This window comes from Sphingobium scionense (assembly GCF_014197035.1).
Lineage (GTDB): Bacteria > Pseudomonadota > Alphaproteobacteria > Sphingomonadales > Sphingomonadaceae > Sphingobium > Sphingobium scionense.
Genome location: NZ_JACIEU010000008.1, coordinates 112352 through 136943, shown reverse-complemented (window position 1 = coordinate 136943; position 24592 = coordinate 112352). Strand labels below are relative to the sequence as shown.

Below are 24592 nucleotides of genomic sequence, written 5' to 3'. Positions count from 1 at the left end.
GCCGCTCTGACGGACAGCGGCGGCGAAATCAAGGGCTGGACGGGCGGACATGGTGAGCACGGCGGAAGAATTGCGCGTCAGCCTGGACTTTATCGCTGCGGCGGAGCCGGCGTTCGGTGCGGCGATCGCCAGCGTCGGTTATCCGGTGCCGCGTGTGCGCGAGCCGGGCTATGAGACGTTGCTGCGCACCATCGTCGGCCAGCAGGTCAGCGTCGCGTCCGCCGCAGCGGTCTGGCGCAAGCTGGAGGCGGAGCTGGGTATCGGCTGCACGCCCGAAGCGCTGCTGGCGCGCGATTTCGATGCGCTGCGGGCGTGCGGCCTGTCGCGGCAGAAACAGGGCTATGCCCGCAGCCTGGCCGAACTGGTGGTGGACGGCACGTTGGACCTCCATGCCCTGCCCGCCGACGACGAGGTCGCGATCGCGCAACTGGTGCAGATCAAGGGCATCGGCCGCTGGTCGGCGGAAATCTACCTGCTGTTCGCCGAAGGCCGCCCCGACATCTGGCCGGCCGGCGACCTGGCCGTGCAGATCGCGGTCGGGCGGATATTGGGGCTGGGCGAGCGGCCGAGCGAGAAATTGACCCGCGACCTTGCCGAAGCCTGGCGCCCGCATCGCGGTGCCGCCGCGATCATGGCCTGGCACCATTATAATAGTGGGCAGGACATGCTGCAGAGCTAAGGGAAGCGGGACCGCCGGCCCCGCGATTCAGCCCAGCAGGGCGAGGTTGAAGACGATGCCCAGCACCGCTGCCAGCGCCAGCGCCAGCAGGCAGACGGCAATCACCAAAGTTACCGAGATCGGGAAGCGGCTGTCGGAATAGATCAGCCCGTCTTCCGTCATGATCTTGCGCCGGTCGCGCAATTCGGTGGCGAACTGGACATGACGCACGATCCCGCCGGCCAGCAGCACGATGCCGAAGATCAGCAGCGCCACGCCGAAATTGCGCGGCGCGTTGACATTCTGGATGCTACCCGCGTCCTGCATCTTCTGGAATGCCTGATTGATGGTGAAGCCGAAGCCGATCAGCGACAGCGCGGTGCGCATTTCCGACATCAGGGTGCGGTCTGCGCTCATCCGGGTGCGCTGGAACGACATGCCGGTCCGGCGCATCGACATTTCGGTGCGATGCCCGGACAGGTCGGTGCGATATTCGGACAGGTCGGTGCGATGTTCCGACAGGCCCGTGCGGTGGCGCGACAGACCGGTGCGAAAATGCGAAAAGACCGTCGACGCGTCGTCGGACGCCGCCGCTTCCGCTTCGGGAATGGGCGGGACAGGCTCACCCATATTGCGGGCGGGGCGGGCGGGCACGCCTTTGGGTTCCTGCGTTTCAGCCATGGGTCGCTCCCGTCACCTGGTCTTGATCGGCGGCGGAAAATTGGCGAGCACGGCGGTCACCGCCTTGTCGATCACTGCCTGATCGGGGCTCTTGCGGCTGACCTCCTGGGTGGCCGTCCCATGCCAGACCGGCTGCTTGGTCCCGGTATCATAGATGTCGACCGTCAGCGTGCCGTCGGTCACGTTGCGCACATCGACATTGCGATAGCCGCCCCAGCCGGCCCAACCACCCCAGGGGCGATAATAGGTGGCATAGGGACCGAAATCGGTCACTTCGACCCGGTCGCGCGCGCCCAGGGTGAAGCCGATGGCGAACTCGCCGGGATTGGCCTGGCTATAGCCCCGCGCCGCAAGCGCAGCGTCGATCGACGCCTTCACGCGCTGGAACAGCAGCGGGTTCATGCCCTGCGGCACGGTGATCGACGCCCAGCTATAGCTGCGATAGCCGGTGAAATTGGCGGCGGGATCGGCATCATAATTGACCCGCGGCGTGGTGGCACAGCCGGCCAGCGCCAGCAGCAGACCGGTGACGAATATGCGCCTGAACATGTCGCGACCTCCCTTGGAATATCCCTGGGCATAGCCAAGCCGGCACCCGGCCAGCCATCGGGATTCTCCCCTAGGGACCGCCCCTTATATCCCTAGCCGGAGGACGAAAATCTTACTCAGACGCCGTTGTCGCACCAACGCGGGCCGATCCGGATAGGCCCGCAAAATCCACTATGGCGCGACACCTCGGAATGCGCGATCATCCCTTTATTCCAGCGTTCGGACGGGTGAGTCGCGGCGCCAATCGCGAAACTTTCCTGCCGATCGCAGCCCAGCAGAGGGAGCTGTGTGCGATGGTGAGAGACTGGTCTGCCATGGTTGCAGCGGGCGCCGGCATTTGTGTGGCCCTGGTCACGGCAAGCGGCATGAGCGCACCGCAGGATGCAACGCCCACCGTCAGGCTGGCGCCACCGGCCCTGCCCTGGCTCGACAATCTGACGTCGGACAAGCCGGCGGTGCGGGCAGATCAGCAACGCGCCAATAGCCGCTAACGCTGCACTGTCCCGCGTTGAGCGGCGACAATTTGGCCTGTTTGCGTCGATCCCCGTTGGCTGGCATGATCGGCGGATCCCCAGCCCGCAGATATCGGGAGTGTCGATGGATTTCCTACGCCTGTTCCAGTCGCTGGAGGAATTTCTCTATGAGGCGATGAGCTGGCTGGTCTTCTATCCCCGCACCTTGTGGCGGACCATCCGCCATCCCATCCAGATGCTGCGCTATTCCGACAAGGAACTGGAGGATGCGCCTGACCAGCAATTTACCGACATGCTGAGCCCGCCCCTGTTCCTGATGCTGACCATATTGCTGTCGCACCTGATCGAGGTGGCGTCGCACCAGAAGATGCCCGAAGTTGCGACCACCGGGCTTGGCAAGGCAATCACCGCGTCGGAAATGAACCTGCTGGTGCTGCGCGCCTTCCTCTTCGCCATCTATCCGCTGATGTTCGCTGTGCGACGGTTGAAGGCACAGGGCCTGGAACTCAATCGCGACACGCTGCGCCGGCCCTTCTACGCCCAATGCTATATTGCCGGGCCGGCCGCGCTGGTGCTGGGCATCGCCTCGATTCTCGCTCGCTTCAACCAGGCCGAGGTGACGATCGCAGCGTTGGTCGTCAGCCTCATCACCATCATCTGGTATTTGCGGATCGAGACGATCTGGCTGCGCAGTCGCACCCGGAAATCGACCGGCAAGGCGTTCCGATCGGTGCTGGGCACCTGGCTGCTCGCCTCGCTGATCAACAGCGCGGCGAGCTACCTGATCCTGGGCGGCTGAACCGGCTATTCGCCGTCCGGCGTCATCGCCATCACATCGACGAAGCGGCGCCCTGCATCGAAACGACAGCGGAAACGCTTGATCCCTTCCCTGCCCTTGTCGACCGTGCCGTCGATGAAGAAGCCACCGGGCGCCTTGGCGATCGCACCGGTCTTCACATAGGCCGGGCGGGTGCCATATTGGCTGGATGCCTCTCCCCGGCAATAAGCTGGCATATTGCCCGGCGTCAGCGCGGGGCCGGTTGCCGGCGGCATCGCCTGCGCAGCGGTGGCTGCCGCCGCAGCAATGCCCACCGTCAGCGTATAATTGGCGACTTCATTGCGGCGCGCGGCGTTGCGCATCAGATAGACGCGGATTCGATAATCGCCATTGGCGGGCAGGCGGCCGGAAAAGCTGTTGCCGGCGGTCGAGCCGACGAACATCGCCGTCTCCCCTGCGCCGGGTGCCATCAGGTTGAAATAGCTGGAGGCGTTGCTGGTCCTGAAGGTCACATTCATCGTCTGGCCGGCGCGCGCGCCGACCAGATAATCGACGATGTCATAGCCCTTGAGCGATGCCTTGATGACCTTTGACGCGGCCCCCCTGGAAAATTGCACCCGCTCGCTGCGCACCGGCGCCTGGGCAATGGCCGGCATGGCCAGTGCCGCCAATGCGCCGGTCGCGATCATTGCATTCCTCATGACGCGCTTCCTTCCGATCAATAGGGATCCATCGAGATCACATTGCCATCGCCCGTCACGCTGCACCGCGCGCGATAATGGCCCGATGCAATGATGATCTCGTAGCGATTGCCGCCCTGCGGATAGACGCTGACCGGCACGGAACTGCCCGCCGGCACATTCTGATACTCGTCGCCGCGCCGCGCGCAGGCGCGCTGTGCGGCCGCCGGGGCGCCGCGCACGATCTGGCTGTTGGCTGCCAGGCGATTATCCCGCTCCGCCTCGCCCGCCGAGTAGCCCGAATGATAGGCTTCGCTGTCGTTGCGGTCATAGTCGCCGCCATAGAGGCCGTCATGATAGCCCCGCTCATATTCGCTGTCATGCTGGGCGGAACTGTCACCATGGCTCTTCTTGTGGCTGGCGAGCGCCGCGATCAGGCCGATCGCCGCGACGCCGGCAACCGCCGCTGCCGCCGTATTGCCGCCGCCATGGCCGCAATCGCCGTCCGACGCGCTGTCGATCGCATCATAGCGGCCATTATAGGTGACGACGCGGATGCACTGGTCCTTCGCGCTGTTCCACCAATAGTTGGTAAGCCCATTCTGTTTGGCGATGCGATAGCCGCGCGACTGGAGCGCGCTTTCGCCGGACGAGCCCCGCGCGCCGACCAGATCGTCGACATCGCGCGGTGGCGCGGCATGGGCCGGCAGGATCGGAAAGGCGGCAGCCAGCAAGGCCGTCGCCGACATGATGGTCGAGAAGCGCTTCATCCTTAGTTCCCCTGTTCCTGCAACACCGGACGGCGGAGTCGCAGACAGGCGCATGCTACAGCAGTGGCGGTGCGACGCATTCGGCAAAGCCGTGGATAGCGCTCAGGAAAAATACCGAGGAATGATATCCGGGAGCGATGCGAGGACCGCTCCCGGACGGCCATGGCGCCAACCGCGAAAGGGGTTAAGCGGCGGCACGGACCTGCGCGTCGATTGGGGCGACGCGCTCAACTGCAAAATTCAGACGACCAGCTTGGCCGCGTAGATCAGGCTGCCTCGGCCAAGCTGGGCCATAACCTGCGACCGGACGCTGTCACCGACCGCGAAGCAGCCCTGGCTGCGCCCCAGCTTGCCGCGCGCGCTGGCCAATGTGGGTTCGGCATACCAGGCGCCATGCAACACGATCGCGCGGCTGAGCGCATTGTCGTTGGTCGGATCGAGCCCGATAAGCCGCTGCGACGGGCCATGCTTTCCGACATAGGGATCGGCCGTCAGGAAGGCGCCCGAACAGGATGCATTGGAGCCGGGCGCGTTGGAGAAGCGTTCCAGCCAGCCGCTATGGTCCGGGTCCGATCCGCTGCCATGCGCCACCAGATAGGAGGTGGTGGTGCCATCGAGCATGTTGACGATGTGCAACCGCGGGTCGGACGAGGGCGCCGTGAAATCGACCAGCGCCATGCGATGCCGGTTGCGGATCTGCGGATGCCGTTCCATCGCGGCGCGCGCCTGCGCAAACAGGGCGGGCCTGACCAGCGCGGGCGGCGTTGGCGTCGCGGTCGGGACCGCAGGCTGGACCGGCAACATCGGCTTGAGGGCGCGAATCGGTCCCGGCGCCGTGGCACGCGCAGTGCCCACAGCACCCGCGACCACAGCGGAAGCGGAAAGGAGAAAACGACGGCGATCCGGGTTCATGGATCGTGCAACTAGGGTGCATGGCCCGCCAAGGTCTTTGCCGGAATCGGGCGCAGCGCACAAACTCTTGCGCACGCCCGTCCGGCCCGGCATTCCTGTTGGGGCGGGGCACGTCGAAGCGGGAGAAGCGGGACATGGCCGGAACGCGGCTATCGAACGGCATCTATCGGGAAGCGGTCGCCACCATCGTGCGGCGCATCCAGAAGGCCCATGGCCTGTCCGACAGCCAGTTGGCGGAGCGGATCGGCTGTTCGGCCGGCACGGTCAAGAATGCCCGCAACGAGGCGAGCAACCTGGACGCCGTGACGCTTGCCAATATCGAGCAGGTTTTCGGCCCCGGCGCGATCGACCCCTATCTGGCGCTGGCCGATGTTCGCGCCGTGCCGCTGGCCGCGCCCGTCTCGGTCGAACGGCTGCACCCGACGCTGGCGATCGTCGAGGCGCTGCACCGCATCATCGAGAAGCAGATGCCCGACAGCGAAGGCGGCACCCGCATCACCTCGCACGAACTGCTGACGATCCTGACCGAATTGCGCGAGGCGCGCGGCGTGTTCGATGCACTTATCATGATTGCCGATCCGGCGATCGACAGCGGCGAGATCAGCTTCCGCGACAAGGGCCGCAAGCGACTGGCCGTGGTCCACAGCCAGGGCGGCACCATCACCCGCGCCGACATCATGCACAGCGAGGACGGGATGGATTAGCGACAATCCATATGCGCGCCGTCCGGCCGGCGCAGACGCAATGTCTTGCCGCGCGCGTCCATCGTTACGAAATTGCGCCACGACGAGCGGGGCGCCGGCAGCGCCACCGCAACCAGGCGATTGTCGTCGCGGATGATGGTCGCGCCCTCCACCATGCCGATCCTTACCGCCATTGTGCCGCACTGTCCGGCCCGGTCCTGCGCAGAATCATGGGCCAGCGCCGCCAGCACCACCGTCCGTTCGACATAGGCGTCGCGCAGACAGGCGGGCTGGTCGGCGGCGAAGGCGCAGCGGTTGCGGCGCTGGAACCAGGCCTCCTGCCGCTCGACATAGTCGGATGCGGCATCGAGCAGGCGGGCTTGATCCGCGCTGGGCACCCGGACACGGGCATCGGCCGCCTTGAGCGCCGGGTCGGCGCAGACCAGCGTGTCCACGACGAAGGCCGATCCTTCGCAGCCGGCGAGATCGGCCGGGGTCGGCGGCGGCACGGCATCGGCCGCAACCGGCGTCAGGAACAACAGCAGATAGCAGAGCCGGGCACGCATCATGACGTCAGCCTTTCACGCGGGGCGCCCCGACCATAGGCCAGCGACGCCCCGCCCGGCAATCGCCCGTCGTCAGTGCGCCGGCTTGGCGATCTCCGCCGCGTAGATTTGCGGCGCGCCGTCCATGTTGGAGCGGAAGATCATCCACTTGCCGTCGGGGGTGAAGGTGATGTTGGGCTCCAGCCGATAGTCATGGCGTCGCATGTCGACGATCTTCTCGATGCCGAAGGTGCCCGGCGCGATCAGGTCGGCGGCATTGTCGGCATGGATGCCGGCGACGTCTGGAATGGCCTGGGGCGTGAAGAGATAGAGATATTTGCCGTCAGGGGCATGGGCGACCATTTCGCTGTCGCCGCCGTCGCCGGAGAAATGCTGAAGGTCGGGGGCCTGGTTATAATGGACCGACCATTGGTTGCGGTCGACCTTGAACCACTGCCGATGCCCGGTCGCCAGCTCATAGCCGGCCAGCCAGAACACCTCGCCGCGCGGCGTCTGCAGATCATACCAGATCCACTTGCCGTCGGGCGAGAAGAACTCGTGGCCGGCAATTTCCATGTTCATGGTGCGCTTGTGGACCAGTTGCTGGCCACTGCCGTCGGTGCGGATCGTCCAGATCCGGTCGACCTTGTGCCAGGGGCCTTCATGGCAATACATGATGAGGCCGGGGTCGGTCGGCGAAAACTGGATATGGTTGAGCCAGTCGGTCGAGGCGACCACCACCTTGCGCTCCCCGGTGCGGATGTCGATGGTGAAGATCTCCATCGGGATGCGCGCTTCCAGCCGCTCGTTGAGGCGCACTTCCTTCGCCTCGGCAAAGCTGAGCGGCTTTCCGTCCGGGCCGTTGGCAGCATAATTGGCCTGGCCGAACTGCTGCTTGATCTCCGGCGCGGCGCGCTTCTGGGTGCCGTCGGGCTGGAGCGGCTTGTCGCTCGCCGCCCACTGGCCGAGCAGCAGCGTCTCGTCCGCATTGATCGAGCCGATCGAACCGCGATCGACGGTCGCGATCTTGCGCACCTTGCCGCTGTCGATATCGACAGCATAAAGCGTCGTCGCGCCGGCGCCATCGTCGCGCCTGTGGCTGGCATAATAGGCCGTGCGCGTCTTGCGCCCGGTGAAGAGCAGCTGGATATCCTTGCCCTTGACCAGCGGCCTGATGCTCCAGTCGGCCAAGGTCAGCACCGAAATGCCGTCGGGGGTGGAGATCAGCATCTTGTCGCCCTGCGGCGTATAGCTGTTCTGGTGGAAATAAAGGCTGGCGCTGCCCGGTACATCGGTCAGCCGCAGCACGCGGTGGCCAGTGGTCTGGTCGACCCATTCGGCCACGGGCTTGGCCAACGCCGGGGTCGCCGCGCTCACCATCAGCCCCGCCATCAGGGCGATCATCATCGTCTTCATCTTAAGGCCCTTCATCACTTGGCAGCGTCGGCGAGCGCGTCGGGAATGAGCGCCAGATTCTGTATCGCGGCAAGCCCCCATTGGGCCGCCGCATTGGTGGAAACGTCCGGCCATTCGACGATCGGGCGGACATAGGCCGGCCCCTTCAGCGCCACGCGCGGATCGCCGGTCGACAGGCCAAGCCCCGCTTCGCCGCCCAGAAACTCCTTCCAGGCCCGGACCGCCAGTTCCCTGTCGCCGGTCTCGCGCGCGACATAGGCGGTCAGGCGCGAATGGCCTTCCTTCAGGTTGCGGCGGCCGAAAGGCTGGTCGAACTTCGCCTTCCACTCCTGCGGCGAGGCATTGAACCAGCGGCAATAATCGAGCCAGGCGGTGCGATAGCGCGGCACGTCGAGCAGGTCGAGAAGCTCGGCATTCACCTCCAGCGCGCCGAACACGGCATTGAGGTGCGAGATGGACATCTTGTCCCCCGCCCCCATGAAGCGCCCGGTCTTGAGGTCATAGGGGACGCTGCCCGCCAGCCAGCCATATTTGAGGCGACCGATGCTATCCATGCCGTTCAGCAGTCGCTCGCGCCACTTCTTGTCGCCGGTCCGCTCCCATTCGGTGAGCCAGGCCGAGGCGACCGAGCACCACATGGTGCCGAAGCTGAGGTCAATAACCCCGGCCGGCAGCGGATTGCGCTGCGCGCCCGGCACCTTGCGGCCGATCTCGACATGCTCCAGCGACAGGTCGGACGTCACCAGATCGCGCATCAGGTCGCCGGCGCGTTCGTCGGCGGTCAGATAATAGAAGATGCGGCGATACATGGCATTGCTGACGCGCGGCTGCTTGCTGCTGTCGCTCCAGTGCTGGACGCCATGGCGCGTGCCCAGCCCCTTGAACCGGCCGAGATGATAGACGTCGACCTCGCCGGTATGGCGGGTCAGCGCCTCGGCAAAGCGGAAGGCGGCGGCATTGCCGGTGCGCAGCACACTGGTCCAGAACCACAGGTCGGGCGACAGTTCGCTATTGTCCCAGGCGAAGCCGCCAATGTCGTAACGCCAGACATGCCGGTCGAAATCATAGGTGTGCATGATGTCGCCATGGTTCCAGAAACCATACCAGCGACGGCGATCCACCTCACCCACATAGAAGTCGACCAGATTGGCATTCTGGTCCTCGATCCGCGCCTTCATGGGGCTGGACCGGTCGGGCAGGCTCCAGATGCCGAAGACGCCAGCGGCATGGATGCGATCGGGCGTCACCATCAGCTGCGGTGGCACGGCGTTCGCCTGGGCCATGGCGGCCAGCGCATCGGCCGAGGGGGTGGCGGCGCAGGCCCACAGCGTCAGTTCGCTGGTGCGCGCGACGCCGGTTGCGGCATCCCAGCCGGGCTCATAATCCTCATAGGTGATGTCGAGCCCTTCATTCTGGGCGTCATAGCCCTCCATCCCCAGGACGCCGCGATAGGAGCGCATGTCCATCGGCTTGGCGTCGGGCGACCAGAGCCAGGCTGTCAGTGTCGCCATGTCGCTTTCAGCGTCGCGAATGCTGATCTGGGACGGGTGGCGCTGCCAGAAATAGCGGGTGGCGATCGCCGCGCCGCCCTGGGGCGAGCCGATATAGCCCAGGCCCTGCGACCGGCTACCGGCGACGGAATCGACCCAGGCATGGCCGTCCTGCGTGCGCTTGGCGATGGCAAAGCCGTCGGCCGACAATTGGGTCAGGTCGAAATCGCCCCAGGTCGGGATGCGATCGAGCAGCTTGGCGACGCCCGGCGCCATCGCGTCCATCGGCACCGCCTTGCCGGCGATCTGCGCGGCGCGCACGGCCTTGCCCGGATCGCGGCGCAGGCCGGTGAGCGGCCGCACCGCTTCGCTGAACAGGCCATCGTCGGCGGTGGCGAGGCGGACATGACGGTCATGCGCGGCGCCTGCCATCGGCACGGCGGCGGTCAGGCCGATGCCGCTGATGAAATCCTTCGCCGGATCGCCATCGAAGATGAAGCTGTGGACGATGCGCAGATGATCGCCGCCGGCATGGGCATAGAGGCGCAGGGTGAAGGGCAATATCTGTCGCCCCTGCCCTTCATGCCCCTGTCCTTCATGTATGCCGGTGAGCTTGACCACCGCACGGATCGGTCCCTTCTGCTCGACCGTGGCGCTGGTGATGCGACCGGTAAATTGCGTGCGGGTGCCACCTTCGGGCGCGCTGTCGACGCTGGCGACCAGGGTCAGGGGACCAACGACGGTGCGACCGCCCTGCTGCGCCGACTGGATGATCGCATTCCCCGAACGGCCGATGCTCCAGCGCAGCGCCCCGACCTGAATCTCGATCCGGTCGGCGAGTTCGCGCACCAGTACCGGCGCTTGCGGCGCGGCGGGCTTGCCCTGCACCACCCGCAGCGCGCCGGGCTGGCCGCTACCGGCGGCCAGCGCATGGGCGGTCCATTTGATCGAGCCGTCAGGCCAGGTGGCCAGCGTCCAGTGTTGCGAGGGCAGAGCGGTGCCATCGGCGCCCTGCACCGACAGCGGCTTGCCCGCGCGCAGCACGCCGCGCGGCCATGGCACGCCGAAGGTCTGGCCGAGCGAGAGCGGCGGGGCAGCATCGTCGATCCAGCGGACCGGGGTTTCCGGCATCGCGCCGCCACGCGCGCTGGTTGCCGCCTGCGCAGCGCCCGGCAACAGCGCGGTCGCGCTCGCCATCAATCCGGCCTTCAGGCTGTCGCGCCGGCTGATCCCCGCCCTGATATCCACGTTGCTCTCCCTTGTTTTGTTGTTCAGATCTTGGTGATGGTGAAGTTGCGGACCTGGAGATGGCTCTGCGTCGTGCGCAGGCCGAAATGGCCGCTGCGATAGGGATCGGGATCGTCGAGCGTGAACAGGGTCGCCCCGTCCCGCTCCACCGCGATATGAGAGTCGTTGGCGATCAGGCCGATCGAAAGCCACTGATTGGGCACCAGCATCGCCGCCTTGTCGGTGCGGTCATGCTCCGGCAGCAGCGGACGATGGCCCGGTTCGCCGACATAGCGGCGCATCCGCGTGGTGCTGTTCCGGTTGCCGCCGATGCCGACATAATAGGTCTGGAGGCTGTCATAATCCTCGAACGTGCCGCTGCGCATGCGGCCGAGCGCCGATCCGCCGGGCACCGCCGGGTCGCGCGCCATCCAGAAGGCGTTGACGTCGCTGACCTCGTCATAGGGGCCGTCGGCCGACACGGCGCGCACATCATAGCGGATCGCGACCGGGCCGCTCAGTTGCTTGCGGAACCAGAGCGTCAGTCCCTTGGGCGCGACAATATCGAGCAGCCCGTCCTGTGCGCTGACGCGCGCGTCGCCAACCGCCTCCAGCTGCCATTGTTTGAGGCCATGGCGGAAATCGTCGCGCCACAGCGGCTTGCGCGCGGCGGCGTTCAACGGGCCGGCGATCGGCGCCAGCGCCAGCGATGCAAGGAGGGTGCGGCGAGAGAACATGGCGACCTGTCCCGCTATATCTTGAAAAAATGAGGCTGCGGGTCGGGCATGTCCCGACCCGCAGCCTGTCGCATGACCTGGGGGAGGCCAGGCCATGCGCGCACGTCAGAGCTTGAAGCGGATACCGCCATAGACGCGGCGGCCGACCGTCTCGATGATGGTGCGGCGTTCGACGCTGTTGGCATTTTCCTTGCGCGTCGCGTCGAGCAGGTTGACGCCTTCCAGGAACATCGAGATGCCCGGCATCAGCGTGACGTTGAGCGACGCGTCGAGCTGGCCATAGGCTTCGCCAAACTCGGGATTGTTGCCGCGGCCCTGCGCCGTGATCAGATATTTGGACCGCCAGTTATAGGCGCCCCGCAGGCTGACGACGTCGTCCTCATAATAGGCCGAGATATTGTAGGCTTTGCGCGACAGGCCCTGGAACGGCAGGGAATCGCCGGTGAAATAATCCTTCCCTTCGTATCCGCTATCCTTGGAATAGGTATAGTTGGCGACCACGCCCATCTGCTTGAGCACCGGCACGTCGATGAAGTCGAACGCGATCTGCGCGCCGGCTTCCACGCCGTTGATCGTTACCTTCTGCGTGCCGTTGGTGGGCACGGTGATGGCGTAGGTGACGCCGCTGGCATCGGTGTAGGGCTCGGTCGTGTTCTGGATGAACGAGCTGATTTCCTTGCGGAAATAGGTGACCGACGCGAAGCTGGTGCGATTGATATAATATTCCAGGCCGGCATCATATTGGCGAGCACGGAACGGCTGCAGATCCGGGTTGCCGCGCGAACCCGACAGGCCGACCACGTCGATGGTGAAGCGCGGTGCCAGTTGCTGCGGCAGCGGACGGGCCATCACTTCGGTCGCGGTCGCACGCGCCATCAGCTTGTTGGGAATGAGTTCCGCCTTCATGTTGATCGAGGGCAGGAATTCGGTGTTGTTGCTGTCATAGGATACCGGTGAAATCACGCCACCGGTGCTGAGATAGCCCGAGGTGTTGACCTTGGTATTGACGACGCGGGCGCCGATCACGCCGCTGACCGGTACAGGGCCGACATCGAAGGCGAAGTTCGCCTGGCCATAGCCGGCCAGGTTGCGTTCGCCGACTTTCCAGGTGTCGGTATAGACCTGGCAGGTGCCGTCGGCATTGGCCGGGCAGCCGCCTTCCGCGAAGGGATCGGGGATACCGACCGCATCGGCCACGCCCTGGGTCATGTTCAGCCAGCCGCTATAGTCGCCGGTAAAGCCCAGATCGCCGGTGTGGAAGAAGGGCGAGGTGCCGAGCGCCGCATTGCCGCTGACGATGCTGTCGATCCGCGACTGCACCGCCGGATCGCTGAAGCCATTGAGCGTCGTGGTGCGAGTGTAAAAACGGCTCTTGACCGTCAGGTCGCGATATTGGCCACCGATCTTGAACGCGGTGAACAAGCCGCCGTCGGTCTTATATTCCGCGTCCAGCTTGGCCATCTTCTCGGTCTGGTCGTCATAGCGCGGACGGCGCAGCACGGTCAGCTGGTTGATGCCGGCCGTGGTGGTCGGATCATTGGGCAGGATGATCTGCGGCGCATTCTGGCCATTGCGGTAGTCGACGATCAGGCTGGACATGCCGGTAACGGCAGCGGTCGCATTGATCTCGTTATTATAGGCCTTGGCCTTGGACAGCGAGACTTTCGGCGTCAGCGTCAGGTTGCCCGTCGTCCAGTCGGCGCCCAGCGCGATGTTATAGGTGGTGCGCTTGATGTCGCCCAAAATGTTGCGATAGGACACGCCCAGCTGGCTGGTCTGCGCCTTCGACGTATTGTTGGTCATCACCAGATAGTCGACCGTGTTGTCCGGCCCGATGATGGTGTTTGCGGTATCGACGATGCCGCCGCTGGTTCCGGTCTGCAGATATTGCGAGGTCACCGACTGGATCGACTTGGTCCAGTTGCTTTCGACATAGGCCTTGAAATCGTCGCTCGGGCGCCATTCCAGGATGCCGTTCAGCGCATAACGGCGGGTTTCGAGGCGATTGATGACATAGCGCGGAATGTCGGGGAAGAAATCGCCGACGCCGTCATTGTTGAGGTCATAGGCCTGCATACCGGCCGTATTCGGATCGCTGTCCAACTGGACCCAGCCGGTGGTGCGCGCCTGATGGCTTTCGACATTGCGGTTCTCGAACGTGCCCGACACCAGCACGCCGATCGTGCCATTGGCGAAGGTATCGCTGCCGATCAGCGCCAGACGTGGGTCCATATGGTCGCCGATATCGGCATAGATGGCCTGGGCGGAGCCGGCCAGATAGGGCTTGCCGCCATTGTCGAACGGCCGGCGGGTGATGACGCGCACGGTGCCGCCGACGCCGCCTTCGGTCATGTCGGCGGTCGCCGACTTCACCACTTCCAGGCGGTTGACGAATTCGGAAGGCAGATCGCGGAAATCGACGTCGCGGCCGCCGCCCACGGTGGTGGACAAGGCAGTGACACCGTTGATTTCAACACGGTTCAGTGACGGATCAGCGCCGCGGATGGTGATGCCGGAGCCTTCGCCGTCCGACCGGGTCAGCTGGACGCCGGTGACGCGCTGCAGCGCTTCGCCGACATTCTTGTCCGGGAACTTGCCGATATCCTCGGCCGAAATAGCGTCCAGAACCTGGGCAGCGTTGCGCTTGGCGTTGAGTGCGCCCTGCAGGCTGGAACGGATACCGGTGACGACGATATCTTCGCTGCTCGCTTCGGGCGCCTGCTGGGGCTGTTCGGCCTGCTGCTGGTCTTGTGCCGCGGCCGGCATGGCGCCCAGCAGGACGGCGGCGACGGCCGACGTCGACAACAAGGCGCGATAATTGGAAAACCTCACTTAAACATCCTCCCTATGCGTGCCCCCCCGTTTGGGCACGGGTTTGAGGTTGTTCGCGACCAGACCCCGCCGCGGCAACCCTTTGATATCCCATATATTGGGTCTTTATATCTATATATGGACACACAAGATTGGCGCTGCCTTTGCGATGAAACGAGCAATATCATCGCCGAACCGTTTATATAACGGACCACAGTTCCACTATATGGACCATGAAATATTGTCAGCAACTTAGCCGCGAATCTGGATGCTCCAGCCGCGCAAAATCGTCTGGCGGATCGAACGCCAGCGCATTTCAGATTGTGAAATGAGGCATATTGTTCAGACGGAGGGTCGCGCCAACAAAGCGTGCAATGGCTGTTCGACGGCGATGTCCGCCCTATCCTCGATCAACCAGCATTCGCCCGCCACCCAGGGCTGGCCGTCGATCAGGCCGCTCCCCTGCAACGGCATGAACCAGAACGGCCCCTGATCCCGTCGCACGATCTCACCGGTATCATGGACCAGGCTTTCGAGCGTGAACGGCGCTCCGGCCTCCTCCACCAGCATCACGGAGTTGTCGCCGGCCACATGCTGTGGCAGCCGGCCATAGGGCTCGGGCGCACTGACAGCCATGCCCGCGTCCAGATGCAATTCGCGGGGGCGCCCATAATCAAACAGGCGGTAGGTCACGTCGTTATTCTGCTGCACTTCAACCAGCGTGATGCCGCCGCCAATGGCATGGATCGTGCCGGCCGGAATATAATAGAAATCGCCAGGCTTCACCGGCTTCCAGTCGATCAACGCCTCGATCGAGCCATCCAACGCGGCTGCCCTCAGCGCATCGGCATCAACCTTCCGTGTAAGACCGATGCCCAGCCGGGCGTCCCCTTCGGTTGCCAGCACATACCAGCACTCCGACTTGCCGCCAGCCAGACCCATGGCCTGTGCCTGGGCATCGTCGGGATGGACCTGCACCGACAATTTTTCGCTGGTGAACAGATATTTGACCAGCAGCGACTGTGCGACTCGCGCTTCCGCGGTGAACCAGATTTCGCCGATGCGTCGATCGGTAACCATGTCGAACGGGGCAGGCAAATCCCTGCGTCCCCAAGGTTTTTCGACGGCGCTCGGAATCAGGCGATAGGACGACATGTCCCTGGCCATAGCAGAAAGGCAATCGCTGTCATGTCATCATCCATGTGCGGCCTTTATCTTCTTCCATCGCTGAAGCTGTTTTGAAAGGCGCGAAAGAGCGCATTTTTAAGAGCGGCACCGGCCCACCCCCCCCACCCGGCCGCCCAGACATGATATCCTGATGGGTGGCCGGGCGAGGGGTGTGGGCCGGTGCGGATGCGCCGGAGGCGCATTTCCAAACAGACTCTTAGAATTTCATATGGAGCACCTGTATCAACGCGCCAGGCCCTTGATATCGGCAGTCAGGTCCAGCACCTCGCTCGCCTCGAAACTGGCGACCGGATAGGCGCAATAGTCGGCGGCATAATAGGCGCTGGGGCGGTGGTTGCCCGATGCGCCCAGACCGCCGAACGGCATGGCACCGGTGGCTCCGGTGGTCGGCCGGTTGCGATTTACCACGCCCGCCCGGCTTTCCAGCAGGAACCGGTCCCACAGCCCATCATCGGCGGACACCAGCCCGGCTGCCAGACCATAGCGGGTCGCATTGGCGGCCGCGATCGCCGCATCGAAATCAGCGACGCGGATCACCTGCAGCAACGGCGCGAAAATCTCCTCGTCGGGCGCATCCACCCCGGTCATGTCGATGATGCCCGGCGTCAGGAAAGCCGCGCCCAGTCCCGCCGGCTGTTCCAGCGGCAGCAGTTCGACGCCGCCCAGCGCCACCAGCGCGGCATGGCGCGCCCTGGCATGGGCCGCTGCATCAGCCGAGATCAGCGCGCCCATATAGGGTTCGGGCTGGCTGTCCCAGGCGCCGATCGTCAGCCGCCGGGCCAACGCCACCGTCGCGTCGAGAATCGCGTCGCCCGCCGCGCCCTGCGGCAGGATCAGCCGGCGCGCGCAGGAACAGCGCTGGCCCGCGGTGATGAACGCCGACTGGACGATGATCGAGGCCACCGCCTGGGCATCGCCATCCCAGGCGACCAGCGGATTATTGCCGCCCAGTTCCAGCGCCAGGATCACGCCCGGTCGATCGGCCATGACGCGCGCGAAATGCGCGCCCGCCGCAGCCGATCCGGTAAACAGCAGGCCATCGATATCCTGTGCGATCAGCGCTGCGCCAGTGTCCCGTCCGCCCTGCAGCAAAGTGAAGACGCCATCGGGCAGGCCCGCATCACGAAAAGCCTCTGCCATCAATTCGCCCACCAACGGGGTCAGTTCGGACGGCTTGAAGATGACCACGTCGCCCGCCAGCAGGGCCGGCACGATATGGCCATTGGGCAGATGACCGGGGAAATTATAGGGGCCAAGCACCGCCATCAGGCCATGCGGCTTGTGACGCAGCACCGCCCGGCCGAATGGGGTCGCCTGCTCGCGCGATCCGGCACGTTCCGCCTGGGCCGCGATCGAGATGTCGACCTTGCCGATCATCGAGGCGATTTCGGTCTTCGCTTCCCACAGCGGCTTGCCGGTTTCACGCGCGATCGCATGGGCAAAGGTGTCGCTGCGGTCCGACAACAGTATCTTGTAGCGCCGCACATGATCCTCGCGTTCCGCCTGCGGCAGCGCGGCCCAGGCCGGAAAGGCGGCACGGGCACGGGCGACGGCCGCCGCGCAGTTCGCGGTATCGGCCGCCTCCCCTTCCCACAGGAGCGTGTCGCTGGCCGGATCGATCGAACGGAAAATCATATGGCCTCCAGAAAGCGGGACAAGGATAGCGCACCCCTTTCCCGCCTCCTAGCGCCTTGCGGGCGCGACAGGATAATGAATCCCGCCGCGCCCTTCATGCATATCTGGAATGAGTGATGCTTATTCCAGATAGGTGGCGCGCAGCGCCGCGATGTCCACTGGCGTCAGGCCGATTTCCTGGGCCAGATAAGCGTCCACCGACCCCCATTTCTGGTCGATCGCGGCAAAGGCATAGGTCAGGAAGGGCGTGCCGTCGGGCAGCACCAGCGGATTGGCCTTGGCCATCGCTCCGCCCTTCTGCATCTGCGCGAACATGCCGGCGATCGGACTGCTCTGGGCCACGGCGTCGCTCATCGGCGGCACTTCATATTGCGGGCGGCGCGACGGCGTCGACAGCACATAATCGCGATAGATGACATCGCGCGGCACACCCAGCGCCGACAGGATCATCGCGCTGGCAAAGCCCGTGCGGTCCTGGCCGGCCGAGCAATTATAGAGCAGCGGCCCATCCTTCGACAGCAGCCGCGCGAAGAGGATGCGCAGCTGCGGCTTCAACTGGGTCGGCATGCCGCGATAGGTGCCGGCATAGCCCTCCGCCTGCTTGGCCGGGTCCATATTCCTGGGATCGAACTTCATGCCCTGCATCATCGCAGCCATCGAATAGCCGACCGCATTATAGGCGATGCCGTCCAGCTTGGTCGGGGCGAACAGCCGTTCCTCGTCCGAGCGCAGGTCGACCAGATTGGCGACGCCCAGCGCCTTCACCTGCGCCACGTCGGTCGGGGTCAGCATCGCCTGGCCGCCCGAGCGGTAGATCTGGCCCCAGCGGACATGCTTGCCGCCGGCCGCCGGATAGCCGCCCAGGTCTCGGAAGTTGGAGGACTGCTCCATCACCAGGACACGCTCGGCCACGCGGGTCACCGCGCCGCTCTTGCTGTCGCGCAGCAGAAAATAGGGCCGCGTGCCGGGCGCCACCTGTACCTCCTGCACGCCGTCCTTGGCCCTGGCCGACACCAAAGTCGCGCCGGCGACTACGGCATCGGGCCGGTCAGCCTGCAGCACATCGACGGCATCGGTATCGTTCCAGCGGATCGTCAGCTTGTCGGGTGCCACCCGTTCCACCACCGGATCGACGATGGTGCCGGCAAGGGCTGCGGCGGGCACCACCAGGGGCAGCGCCGCCAGTGCGGCGCGGATCATCATCTTGCGCATAATCTTTTCTCTCTCCCTGATTTAGAAGCGGACCGTGGCTTCCAGGCCATAGGTGCGCGGTTCGTTGAAAATGCCCAGTTGCAGCGACGAGGAGCCGGTCTGGAAGAAGGTGTGCTGTTCATTGAACAGGTTGCGCGACCAGGCCGAAATCTGGAGCTTGGCGTCGCCCTTGAGCGTGATGTCGGCGAACGACAGGCGGGCATTCACCAGGAAGGCGGAGTCGGTCAGGGCCGCGTCGCTGGACTGGGAATGATAGCCATCGCCGCCATTGGCATCGACATGGGCACGCAACGTCGCCCAGTCGAGCGGCAGGCTATAGTCGATCGCGCCGCTGAAGGCGTTCTTGGGCGTGTAGACCACGAACACGGTTTGCAGCGCATTGCCGGCAAAGGGGTTGGCCGCCTGTGCCAGGTCGCCCTTGGTGTAGGCATAGGCCGCGGTCAAAGTCAGACCCTCGACCGGCATGACGACCAGGTCTGCTTCAAAGCCCTTGATCGTGCCATTGCCATCGACATTGACCGTCTCGATCGTGGTGCGGGTCGGGCCGCCCGGCACTTCGGACAGCACCGCGTTGAAATCGATCTGCTGATTCTTGTAGATCGTCTTGTAGGCGGCCAGGTTCAGGCGGACATGATGGTCGAGAAACTCGCCCTTGAAGCCGACTTCGGAGGTTTCGACCTCTTCGGGCTTATAGGCGCGATAGGTGACGGAGCGCGAATTGGCGCCGCCCGCGCGATAGGCCGTTCCCCATTTGCCGTAGAGATGGATATTGTCGGTCGCGTCGAACGCCAGAGTGACGGTCGGGTCGACCCGGCTGCTGGAAATATCGAAACGGAAATCCTTGTCGACGCCGTTGACCTTGAACAGGTCGCCGCTCTTCTTGTCATGGGTGTAGCGCGCGCCGCCGGTCAGATGCAGCGCATCATCGAGGATCGCGGGGGTCCAGGTCGCCTGGCCATAAAGGGCAAAGCTGTCCGCCTTGGCGTCGCTGGCGCGGTCGGGATAGGGCGTGACCTGCCCGGCCTCCAGCGTCGGCAGCCGGGTCGGCGCGGCGGCGGCGGTGGCGCCCCACTGCATGGTATAGGGCGCCCAGGCCCAGTCATCCCCCTTTTCATGATAATAATAGGCGCCGGCGACGAAATCGACGCGAGAGAGCGAACCGACCAGTTGCACTTCCTGGCTGAACTGATTCTGGTTCAAGCCAGCCAGGCTGTAGCGCGCGAACTTGGCATTGGGCGCGAACGCGCCCTGATGCGCGCCGCCATTATCATACTGGCTCTGGCTCAGTTCACGATAGGAGGTGATGGAACGCAGATTGATGCCATCGGCGACCTGCCGGTCCATGTGCAGCGCATGGCCATGGGTCTTGCCGATGCTCTTCTGGATCGGCACTCCGATATCGGCTGTCTTGGCGCGATCGGGCTGGACTTCGACCATGTCCGCAACCGGCAGGCGGTCCGACTTGCCCAGCATCTGGAAATAATAAGGCGTGCTCGCATCATAGGAGGTGTCGAAGTCATATTGCGCGCTGAAACTGCTGCTCGGTTCCCACAGCACGGCGCCATGCATGCCGCGCTGATCGAGCTGGTTATAATCCTCCTCGCCCGCCATCGGATTGTCGGTGGTGCCGCCGCGCTTGGTGACCAGCGCGTCCAGCTTGACGCTGATATTGGCGAAGCTGGGCAGATCGAGATGGGTTTCGACCTTGTAGCCGTCATAGTTCATCACGCCCATGGTCTGGGTCAGATGGAACTCGCCGGTGGGCTTCTTGCTGACAAGGCTGAGCGCGCCGCCGGTCGAGTTGCGGCCGAACAGCGTGCCCTGCGGTCCCTTCAGCACCTCGATCCGCTCAATATCGAACAGGGCGGTGCCCAGGCCCTGCGATCGGCCGAGATAGATGCCGTCGATATAGACGCCGACGCCCGCGTCACGGCTGGGCTGGTTGGCGTCGAACGGCACGATGCCGCGAATGCCCACGGTCAGCGCCGAATTGCGCGAGGCGAAGGGGGCGATACGCAGCGAGGGCACCGCGCCATCGCCCAGATCCTTGAGGCTCACCACGCTGCGTGCCTTGAGGTCGTCGGCGCCCAGCACGGAAATGGCAATCGGCGTCTTCTGCAGATTGGTCTCGGTCTTTTGCGCAGTGACGACAATCGACCCAAGGCCGGCATCTCCCTCGTCAAGCGGCGCTTCCTCCGCATGGGCCTGGGCCGTGAAACCCGCGCCGATCAACATGGCGCCGGCAAGAATGAGCGCGCGACGGCGCAGGACGGACGAACGATTCATGATGCTTATCCCCCGAATGATGTTGAATTCGAAGGGGCAGTTAGAACGCTTGTATGCATCCGCAGTTACATATGTATCTCAGTTTAATGACAAGAACAGGGGGAATATGACAAGGACAAGACAGGAAGATCAGCCCCTGCGCGACCTTTGCCAGTTAAGCGGGATATGGCATAAAGGGCGCTATGGCGACGGCTGGATATTTTGAAAAAACCGCAGAAATCGGTGCGATGGAACGACTCAGCCAGGCCGTTCTGGAGATATGGGAATATAACGGCGCCAGCAGCGCGTCGGCGCGCGCAATCAGTCGCATTGCCCAGACACCCGCGTCCGGAATCTACCATCACTTTGGCGGCCTGGAACAGTTGTTTCTATTCGCACATGAACAGGCCCAGCGCGATTCGGAACGCTGGTGCGCAGCACGCCTGGCGGAACTGGACGGCGCCTTGCCATTATCGCGCGACGCTTTCCCTGCCCTGTTCGCGGCCCTGATCGACCAATGGTGCGAGGAGGCACGCCGGCTCGCCTTCGCCTGGCGGGAATGCCAACTGATCGCCGCGCGCGAGCTGCGCTATGTGCCGGTCTGCGATCACTGGGCAGCGATGTGGCGTGCCTTCTGGGAAGAGATTTGTACCCGCTGCGGTCATCCGGGACGCGGCGCCCATACCGCCTATCTGTTCGACGGCGAAGCCTCGCTCCATCTGATGCGCTGGCGCCGCCCGGTCGACCGCGCCGCGCTGGAAGAGGTGTGCGCGGGCTGGAACGACTGGCTGTGCGGCCGTCCGGTGCGCCACAGCCATTGGCGGCATTTCGCCCGCGAACAGGCCGACCTTGCGCTCCCCGAGCAGACGATCAGCAGCGGCACGATGGAACAGATTGCGGAGGCGGCGGCCGACGTGCTCGCGCAGGACGGCATGGCGGCCCTCACCCATCGCGCCGTCGCCGCGCGCGCCGGCCTGACCCTGGGCGTCGTCTCCTATAATTTCCGGTCCAGCGCCGAACTGGTCCGCGCGGCGTTCGAGATGATCTATCGCAAGGCGGTGGAATCGGGCGGCGGCACCGTGCCGGAGGCCGCGACCCTGACCGACGAGCAGTTGCTCGCGCGCTATTCCAATCCCCCGCCGCGCAACGACCGGATACTGCCGGCGATCGACGAACTGATGCTCGCGACGGCGCGCGACGACAACCTGCGCGATTTTGCGCCCCAGTTGCGCTATCGGCGTGGTCGCACCAGCGGCGGCCTGCTGCGCGCGATCCTGGGCCGCGACGTCACGCCATTGGAGGCAGCCATTTTTTCCGGTTTCATATCGGGCCAACGCAAGACCTGTTTCGGCCTGACGCCGGCCGAAGCCGCGAAAGCCGGCGCACAGACCATGCTCGACCTGCGCACGATGGTGCGCGCTGCTGCGGACGCGGCTCAGTCCGAAAGCACCTGAGCCCGCGCCGCCAATATATCTTCCAGATGGTTGACCGGATCGCCGGCGACCACACCGCCCTCGACCGGCATGGCGATGCCGGTGATCTGCCGCGCCCGGTCGCTGGCCAGGAACAATGCCGCCTGCGCCACGTCGTCCGGCAAGCCGCGCCGCTTCAAGGGCTGGTTGGACAGGTAGACCGCATCGATCGCGGCGTCGACGCGCGCCGCCCGGTCCGCCTCTGCCCCTTGCGCGCTGAAGGAAGACAGGCTGGTGCGGATATGGCCGGGCACCAGGCAGTTCACGCGGATACCATGCTGCGCCAGGTCGATCGCCACCGACTTGGAGAATTGGATTAGCCCCGCCTTGGACGCGCGATAGCTCATCATCGCCTGCCCCGCGAGCAGCCCCGCGATCGAGGCATTGTTGAGGATGACGCCGCCGCCATGATCCTTCATGTGCCGCGCTGCCGCCTGCGTCCCCAGCATTGGCCCCAGCAGATTGACGCCCATCACCCGGTCGAAATCGGCCAGGCTGTCATCCAGGAAATGCGGGAAGGGCGCGCAACTGATCCCGGCATTGTTGAACAATATGTGCAGCCCGCCGAACGCATCGACCGCGCGCGCGACCATCGCCTGCACCTGCGCCCGGTCGGCGACATCGACGGCCAGGAACAGCGCCGATGGTCCGAGCGCGGCGGCCAGCGCCGTGCCGGCCGCCACATCGCGATCGGCGATCAGCACTTTGGCCCCTTCCGCCACGAACAATTCCACCGTGGCCCGGCCGATGCCGCCCGCGCCGCCGGTGACGATGGCGACCTTGCCCGCCAGTTCCCCTGCCATGCCGCTCAGCCCCGCCGGGTGAAGCGGATCGGCAGCCGCTCGATCGACTGGGTCGCGACCGTCGGCAGATAGCGTATCTCCTCGGGCGGAATCGCGAGCTGAATATCGCCGATACGCCGGACGATCTCGCGGGCGGCGACCTTGATCTCCATCCGCGCCAGCGCGAGGCCGATGCAGCGATGAACGCCGCCGCCGAACGACAGATGCCGCCCGATATTGGGTCGGTCGAGGTCGAAGCGGCGGGGATCGGCGAACACATCTTCCTGATCATTGGCGGAGGCATACATGAGCAGCAGATGCGCGCCAGCGGGCAGGGTGCGCCCGCCCAGTTCCACCTCACGCGTGGTCATGCGGGAAAGGCCACGCACCGGTGGTTCGATCCGCAGCAATTCCTCGACGAAGCGGTTCATCAGCCGGTCGTCATCCACCGACGCTTGCAGCAAGGTGGCAATCTCCGGCCGGGTCGCGAGGATATAGAAGAGATTGCCGAGCGCCGTCGCCGTCGTCTCATTGCCGGCGATCAGCAGCGCCCGGATCAGCGACACCGCCTCGGCAAAGCTCAGCGCCTGACCCTCGGCATCGCGGGCATGGACCAGGTCGGAAATCATGTCCTCGCGCGGATCGGCCTCGCGCTCGCGCATCTTGGCGATCAGATAATGTTGCAGGTCGCAAATCTCGCGCGCATGGCCCAGCATCTGCTCGCGATCCTGCATTCGGCCGATCTGCGCCGTCACCGCGATCGACCAGCGCGCGATGCGGTCCTTCATGTTCCAGTCGAGCCCAAGCTGCTCGCAGATGATCCGCACGGTCAGCGGCACGGCAAAATCCTGCACCGCGTCCGCCTCGCCCCGGTCGGCGACGCTGTCGATCAGGTCGGTCACGACCTTGGTGATCCGCGGTTCCAGTGCCTTGACGCGATGAGCGCTGAACGCCTTTTCCATCAGCTTGCGGATGCGGGTGTGATAGGGCGGATCGGACATGATCGCGTCCGGGAAATAGCCGCCGCCCTCGCGCTCCAATATCTGCTGGAACTCCTGCTGGAAGCCCTTGGCCTGCTGGCTGTGATAGCCCTTGTTGACCGAATAGGTGATCGGATCCTGCTGGATCGTCGCGATATCCTCATAGCGGGACACCAGATACATGCCGAGCTTCTCGTCCCAATGGACCGGGTCATGGCGCCGCATCGCCGCATAATAAGCGCGCGGCCGGGCCGAGATGATCGGGTCGGTCATCGATGCGGTGTCGAGCAGGCTACGCGCTTCGGGCGCCAGGGTGCCTTGCGTCATTGCTGCGCCACCACGACGCGCAGGCCATCAAGCGTCGGCGTCAGGCGGATCTGACAGGCAAGGCGGCTGGTGTCGCCGGCGACATCGGACACCATGTCGAGCATCGCATATTCGATATCGTCGGGTGCCCCGGTGCGATCGACCCAGGCCGGATCGACATGGACCAGGCAGGTCGCGCAGGAACAGGCGCCGCCGCAATCGGCGGCGATCCCGTCGATCCCGTTCGCCTTGGCCAGTTCCATCAGCGACAGGTCGCCTTCCCCGGCGACCGCCTGCTCCACGCCATGCACATCCACAAAGGTGACCCGCACCATCGCCATC

At 64.8% G+C, this 24592-nt stretch carries 22 protein-coding genes; 5 read left to right on the top strand and 17 right to left on the bottom strand.

Annotated elements, in window-relative coordinates; genetic code table 11:
- Positions 1 to 49 precede the first annotated feature (49 nt).
- Entirely contained in the window at positions 50 to 679 is a 630-nt protein-coding gene (locus GGQ90_RS11205; protein WP_188082243.1) for a DNA-3-methyladenine glycosylase family protein, read from the top strand.
- A gap of 27 nt (positions 680 to 706) precedes the next feature.
- Here GGQ90_RS11205 and GGQ90_RS11200 read toward each other — a convergent pair whose 3' ends face one another.
- Both GGQ90_RS11200 and GGQ90_RS11195 read right to left on the bottom strand, forming a co-directional pair.
- Positions 707 to 1339 (bottom strand): YidH family protein, encoded by a 633-nt coding sequence (locus GGQ90_RS11200; RefSeq protein WP_188082242.1) that lies wholly within the window; start codon positions 1337 to 1339, stop codon positions 707 to 709.
- Positions 1340 to 1351: 12 nt separating this feature from the next.
- Positions 1352 to 1888, bottom strand: a complete 537-nt coding sequence (locus GGQ90_RS11195) for a DUF4136 domain-containing protein (protein ID WP_188082241.1) — start codon at positions 1886 to 1888, stop codon at positions 1352 to 1354.
- A 191-nt stretch (positions 1889 to 2079) separates the two neighbouring features.
- Here GGQ90_RS11195 and GGQ90_RS11190 point away from each other — a divergent pair, with 191 nt between their 5' ends.
- Together GGQ90_RS11190 and GGQ90_RS11185 are read left to right on the top strand one after the other, a co-directional pair.
- A complete protein-coding gene (locus GGQ90_RS11190) occupies positions 2080 to 2379 on the top strand; it encodes a hypothetical protein (RefSeq protein ID WP_246428216.1) in 300 nt (99 codons plus the stop codon).
- Between the two features lie 106 nt (positions 2380 to 2485).
- Positions 2486 to 3160 carry a hypothetical protein gene (locus GGQ90_RS11185; RefSeq protein ID WP_188082239.1) on the top strand — a complete coding sequence of 225 codons (675 nt, stop codon included), beginning with the start codon at positions 2486 to 2488 and terminating at the stop codon, positions 3158 to 3160.
- A 5-nt stretch (positions 3161 to 3165) separates the two neighbouring features.
- Here the strand turns inward: GGQ90_RS11185 and GGQ90_RS11180 are convergent, their stop codons facing one another.
- From GGQ90_RS11180 to GGQ90_RS11170, 3 genes are all read right to left on the bottom strand, one after another.
- Positions 3166 to 3840: a hypothetical protein gene (locus tag GGQ90_RS11180; RefSeq protein WP_188082238.1), complete on the bottom strand. Its 675-nt coding sequence runs from the start codon at positions 3838 to 3840 to the stop codon at positions 3166 to 3168.
- Between the two features lie 17 nt (positions 3841 to 3857).
- Positions 3858 to 4589, bottom strand: a complete 732-nt coding sequence (locus GGQ90_RS11175; protein WP_188082237.1) for a hypothetical protein — start codon at positions 4587 to 4589, stop codon at positions 3858 to 3860.
- A 240-nt stretch (positions 4590 to 4829) separates the two neighbouring features.
- Positions 4830 to 5501, bottom strand: coding sequence for a murein L,D-transpeptidase catalytic domain family protein (locus GGQ90_RS11170; RefSeq protein ID WP_188082236.1), 672 nt, complete (start codon positions 5499 to 5501; stop codon positions 4830 to 4832).
- Positions 5502 to 5635: 134 nt separating this feature from the next.
- Between GGQ90_RS11170 and GGQ90_RS11165 the strand changes: the two genes are divergently transcribed.
- Positions 5636 to 6205, top strand: a complete 570-nt coding sequence (locus tag GGQ90_RS11165) for a helix-turn-helix domain-containing protein (RefSeq protein ID WP_188082235.1) — start codon at positions 5636 to 5638, stop codon at positions 6203 to 6205.
- Here GGQ90_RS11165 and GGQ90_RS11160 read toward each other — a convergent pair.
- The 9 genes from GGQ90_RS11160 to GGQ90_RS11120 all read right to left on the bottom strand — a co-directional run bounded on the left by GGQ90_RS11160 (position 6202) and on the right by GGQ90_RS11120 (position 20731).
- On the bottom strand, positions 6202 to 6753 hold the full coding sequence (locus GGQ90_RS11160; protein WP_246428215.1) for a lysozyme inhibitor LprI family protein: 552 nt from the start codon (positions 6751 to 6753) through the stop codon (positions 6202 to 6204). The genes GGQ90_RS11165 and GGQ90_RS11160 overlap by 4 nt on opposite strands.
- Before the next feature lie 69 nt (positions 6754 to 6822).
- Positions 6823 to 8145, bottom strand: a complete 1323-nt coding sequence (locus GGQ90_RS11155) for an oligogalacturonate lyase family protein (RefSeq protein ID WP_188082234.1) — start codon at positions 8143 to 8145, stop codon at positions 6823 to 6825.
- 14 nt (positions 8146 to 8159) lie between these two features.
- A complete protein-coding gene (locus tag GGQ90_RS11150) occupies positions 8160 to 10883 on the bottom strand; it encodes an exo-rhamnogalacturonan lyase family protein (protein WP_188082233.1) in 2724 nt (907 codons plus the stop codon).
- A 23-nt stretch (positions 10884 to 10906) separates the two neighbouring features.
- Positions 10907 to 11599 carry a DUF6250 domain-containing protein gene (locus tag GGQ90_RS11145; RefSeq protein WP_188082232.1) on the bottom strand — a complete coding sequence of 231 codons (693 nt, stop codon included), beginning with the start codon at positions 11597 to 11599 and terminating at the stop codon, positions 10907 to 10909.
- A gap of 105 nt (positions 11600 to 11704) precedes the next feature.
- Complete coding sequence (locus tag GGQ90_RS11140; protein WP_188082231.1) at positions 11705 to 14431, bottom strand: TonB-dependent receptor; 2727 nt, start codon at positions 14429 to 14431, stop codon at positions 11705 to 11707.
- A gap of 321 nt (positions 14432 to 14752) precedes the next feature.
- The gene (locus tag GGQ90_RS11135; RefSeq protein ID WP_188082230.1) at positions 14753 to 15565 is read right to left on the bottom strand and encodes a class I mannose-6-phosphate isomerase; all 813 of its coding nucleotides are present in this window, start codon (positions 15563 to 15565) and stop codon (positions 14753 to 14755) included.
- Between the two features lie 255 nt (positions 15566 to 15820).
- Positions 15821 to 17233 carry a succinylglutamate-semialdehyde dehydrogenase gene (gene astD, locus GGQ90_RS11130; protein ID WP_188082229.1) on the bottom strand — a complete coding sequence of 471 codons (1413 nt, stop codon included), beginning with the start codon at positions 17231 to 17233 and terminating at the stop codon, positions 15821 to 15823.
- A gap of 120 nt (positions 17234 to 17353) precedes the next feature.
- Positions 17354 to 18445, bottom strand: a complete 1092-nt coding sequence (locus GGQ90_RS11125; protein WP_188082228.1) for a tyrosine-protein phosphatase — start codon at positions 18443 to 18445, stop codon at positions 17354 to 17356.
- A 21-nt stretch (positions 18446 to 18466) separates the two neighbouring features.
- Entirely contained in the window at positions 18467 to 20731 is a 2265-nt protein-coding gene (locus GGQ90_RS11120) for a TonB-dependent receptor (RefSeq protein ID WP_188082227.1), read from the bottom strand.
- Positions 20732 to 20958: 227 nt separating this feature from the next.
- Between GGQ90_RS11120 and GGQ90_RS11115 the strand changes: the two genes are divergently transcribed.
- Positions 20959 to 22164, top strand: a complete 1206-nt coding sequence (locus GGQ90_RS11115) for a TetR/AcrR family transcriptional regulator (protein WP_246428214.1) — start codon at positions 20959 to 20961, stop codon at positions 22162 to 22164.
- Here the strand turns inward: GGQ90_RS11115 and GGQ90_RS11110 are convergent.
- The 3 genes from GGQ90_RS11110 to GGQ90_RS11100 are packed head-to-tail and all read right to left on the bottom strand — an operon-like array spanning position 22146 to position 24591.
- Positions 22146 to 22985 (bottom strand): SDR family NAD(P)-dependent oxidoreductase, encoded by an 840-nt coding sequence (locus GGQ90_RS11110; protein ID WP_188082225.1) that lies wholly within the window; start codon positions 22983 to 22985, stop codon positions 22146 to 22148. The two genes, GGQ90_RS11115 and GGQ90_RS11110, sit on opposite strands and share 19 nt — an antisense overlap.
- A 5-nt stretch (positions 22986 to 22990) precedes the next feature.
- Positions 22991 to 24271 (bottom strand): cytochrome P450, encoded by a 1281-nt coding sequence (locus GGQ90_RS11105; RefSeq protein ID WP_188082224.1) that lies wholly within the window; start codon positions 24269 to 24271, stop codon positions 22991 to 22993.
- Positions 24268 to 24591, bottom strand: a complete 324-nt coding sequence (locus tag GGQ90_RS11100; RefSeq protein ID WP_246428213.1) for a 2Fe-2S iron-sulfur cluster-binding protein — start codon at positions 24589 to 24591, stop codon at positions 24268 to 24270. Before GGQ90_RS11100 ends, GGQ90_RS11105 begins: the two co-directional genes overlap by 4 nt.
- Between the last annotated feature and the right edge of the window lies 1 nt (position 24592).

Coding starts and splice junctions, on each gene's coding strand:
- GGQ90_RS11185 (WP_188082239.1), top strand. CDS start 2,486: ATGGATTTCCTACGCCTGTTCCAGTCGCTGGAGGAATTTCTCTATGAG.
- GGQ90_RS11115 (WP_246428214.1), top strand. CDS start 20,959: ATGGAACGACTCAGCCAGGCCGTTCTGGAGATATGGGAATATAACGGC.
- astD (WP_188082229.1), bottom strand. CDS start 17,233: ATGATTTTCCGTTCGATCGATCCGGCCAGCGACACGCTCCTGTGGGAA.
- GGQ90_RS11165 (WP_188082235.1), top strand. CDS start 5,636: ATGGCCGGAACGCGGCTATCGAACGGCATCTATCGGGAAGCGGTCGCC.
- GGQ90_RS11110 (WP_188082225.1), bottom strand. CDS start 22,985: ATGGCAGGGGAACTGGCGGGCAAGGTCGCCATCGTCACCGGCGGCGCG.
- GGQ90_RS11105 (WP_188082224.1), bottom strand. CDS start 24,271: ATGACGCAAGGCACCCTGGCGCCCGAAGCGCGTAGCCTGCTCGACACC.
- GGQ90_RS11160 (WP_246428215.1), bottom strand. CDS start 6,753: ATGATGCGTGCCCGGCTCTGCTATCTGCTGTTGTTCCTGACGCCGGTT.
- GGQ90_RS11120 (WP_188082227.1), bottom strand. CDS start 20,731: ATGAATCGTTCGTCCGTCCTGCGCCGTCGCGCGCTCATTCTTGCCGGC.
- GGQ90_RS11180 (WP_188082238.1), bottom strand. CDS start 3,840: ATGAGGAATGCAATGATCGCGACCGGCGCATTGGCGGCACTGGCCATG.
- GGQ90_RS11170 (WP_188082236.1), bottom strand. CDS start 5,501: ATGAACCCGGATCGCCGTCGTTTTCTCCTTTCCGCTTCCGCTGTGGTC.
- GGQ90_RS11205 (WP_188082243.1), top strand. CDS start 50: ATGGTGAGCACGGCGGAAGAATTGCGCGTCAGCCTGGACTTTATCGCT.
- GGQ90_RS11135 (WP_188082230.1), bottom strand. CDS start 15,565: ATGTCGTCCTATCGCCTGATTCCGAGCGCCGTCGAAAAACCTTGGGGA.
- GGQ90_RS11155 (WP_188082234.1), bottom strand. CDS start 8,145: ATGAAGACGATGATGATCGCCCTGATGGCGGGGCTGATGGTGAGCGCG.
- GGQ90_RS11190 (WP_246428216.1), top strand. CDS start 2,080: ATGCGCGATCATCCCTTTATTCCAGCGTTCGGACGGGTGAGTCGCGGC.
- GGQ90_RS11100 (WP_246428213.1), bottom strand. CDS start 24,591: ATGGCGATGGTGCGGGTCACCTTTGTGGATGTGCATGGCGTGGAGCAG.
- GGQ90_RS11200 (WP_188082242.1), bottom strand. CDS start 1,339: ATGGCTGAAACGCAGGAACCCAAAGGCGTGCCCGCCCGCCCCGCCCGC.
- GGQ90_RS11145 (WP_188082232.1), bottom strand. CDS start 11,599: ATGTTCTCTCGCCGCACCCTCCTTGCATCGCTGGCGCTGGCGCCGATC.
- GGQ90_RS11175 (WP_188082237.1), bottom strand. CDS start 4,589: ATGAAGCGCTTCTCGACCATCATGTCGGCGACGGCCTTGCTGGCTGCC.
- GGQ90_RS11195 (WP_188082241.1), bottom strand. CDS start 1,888: ATGTTCAGGCGCATATTCGTCACCGGTCTGCTGCTGGCGCTGGCCGGC.
- GGQ90_RS11125 (WP_188082228.1), bottom strand. CDS start 18,445: ATGCGCAAGATGATGATCCGCGCCGCACTGGCGGCGCTGCCCCTGGTG.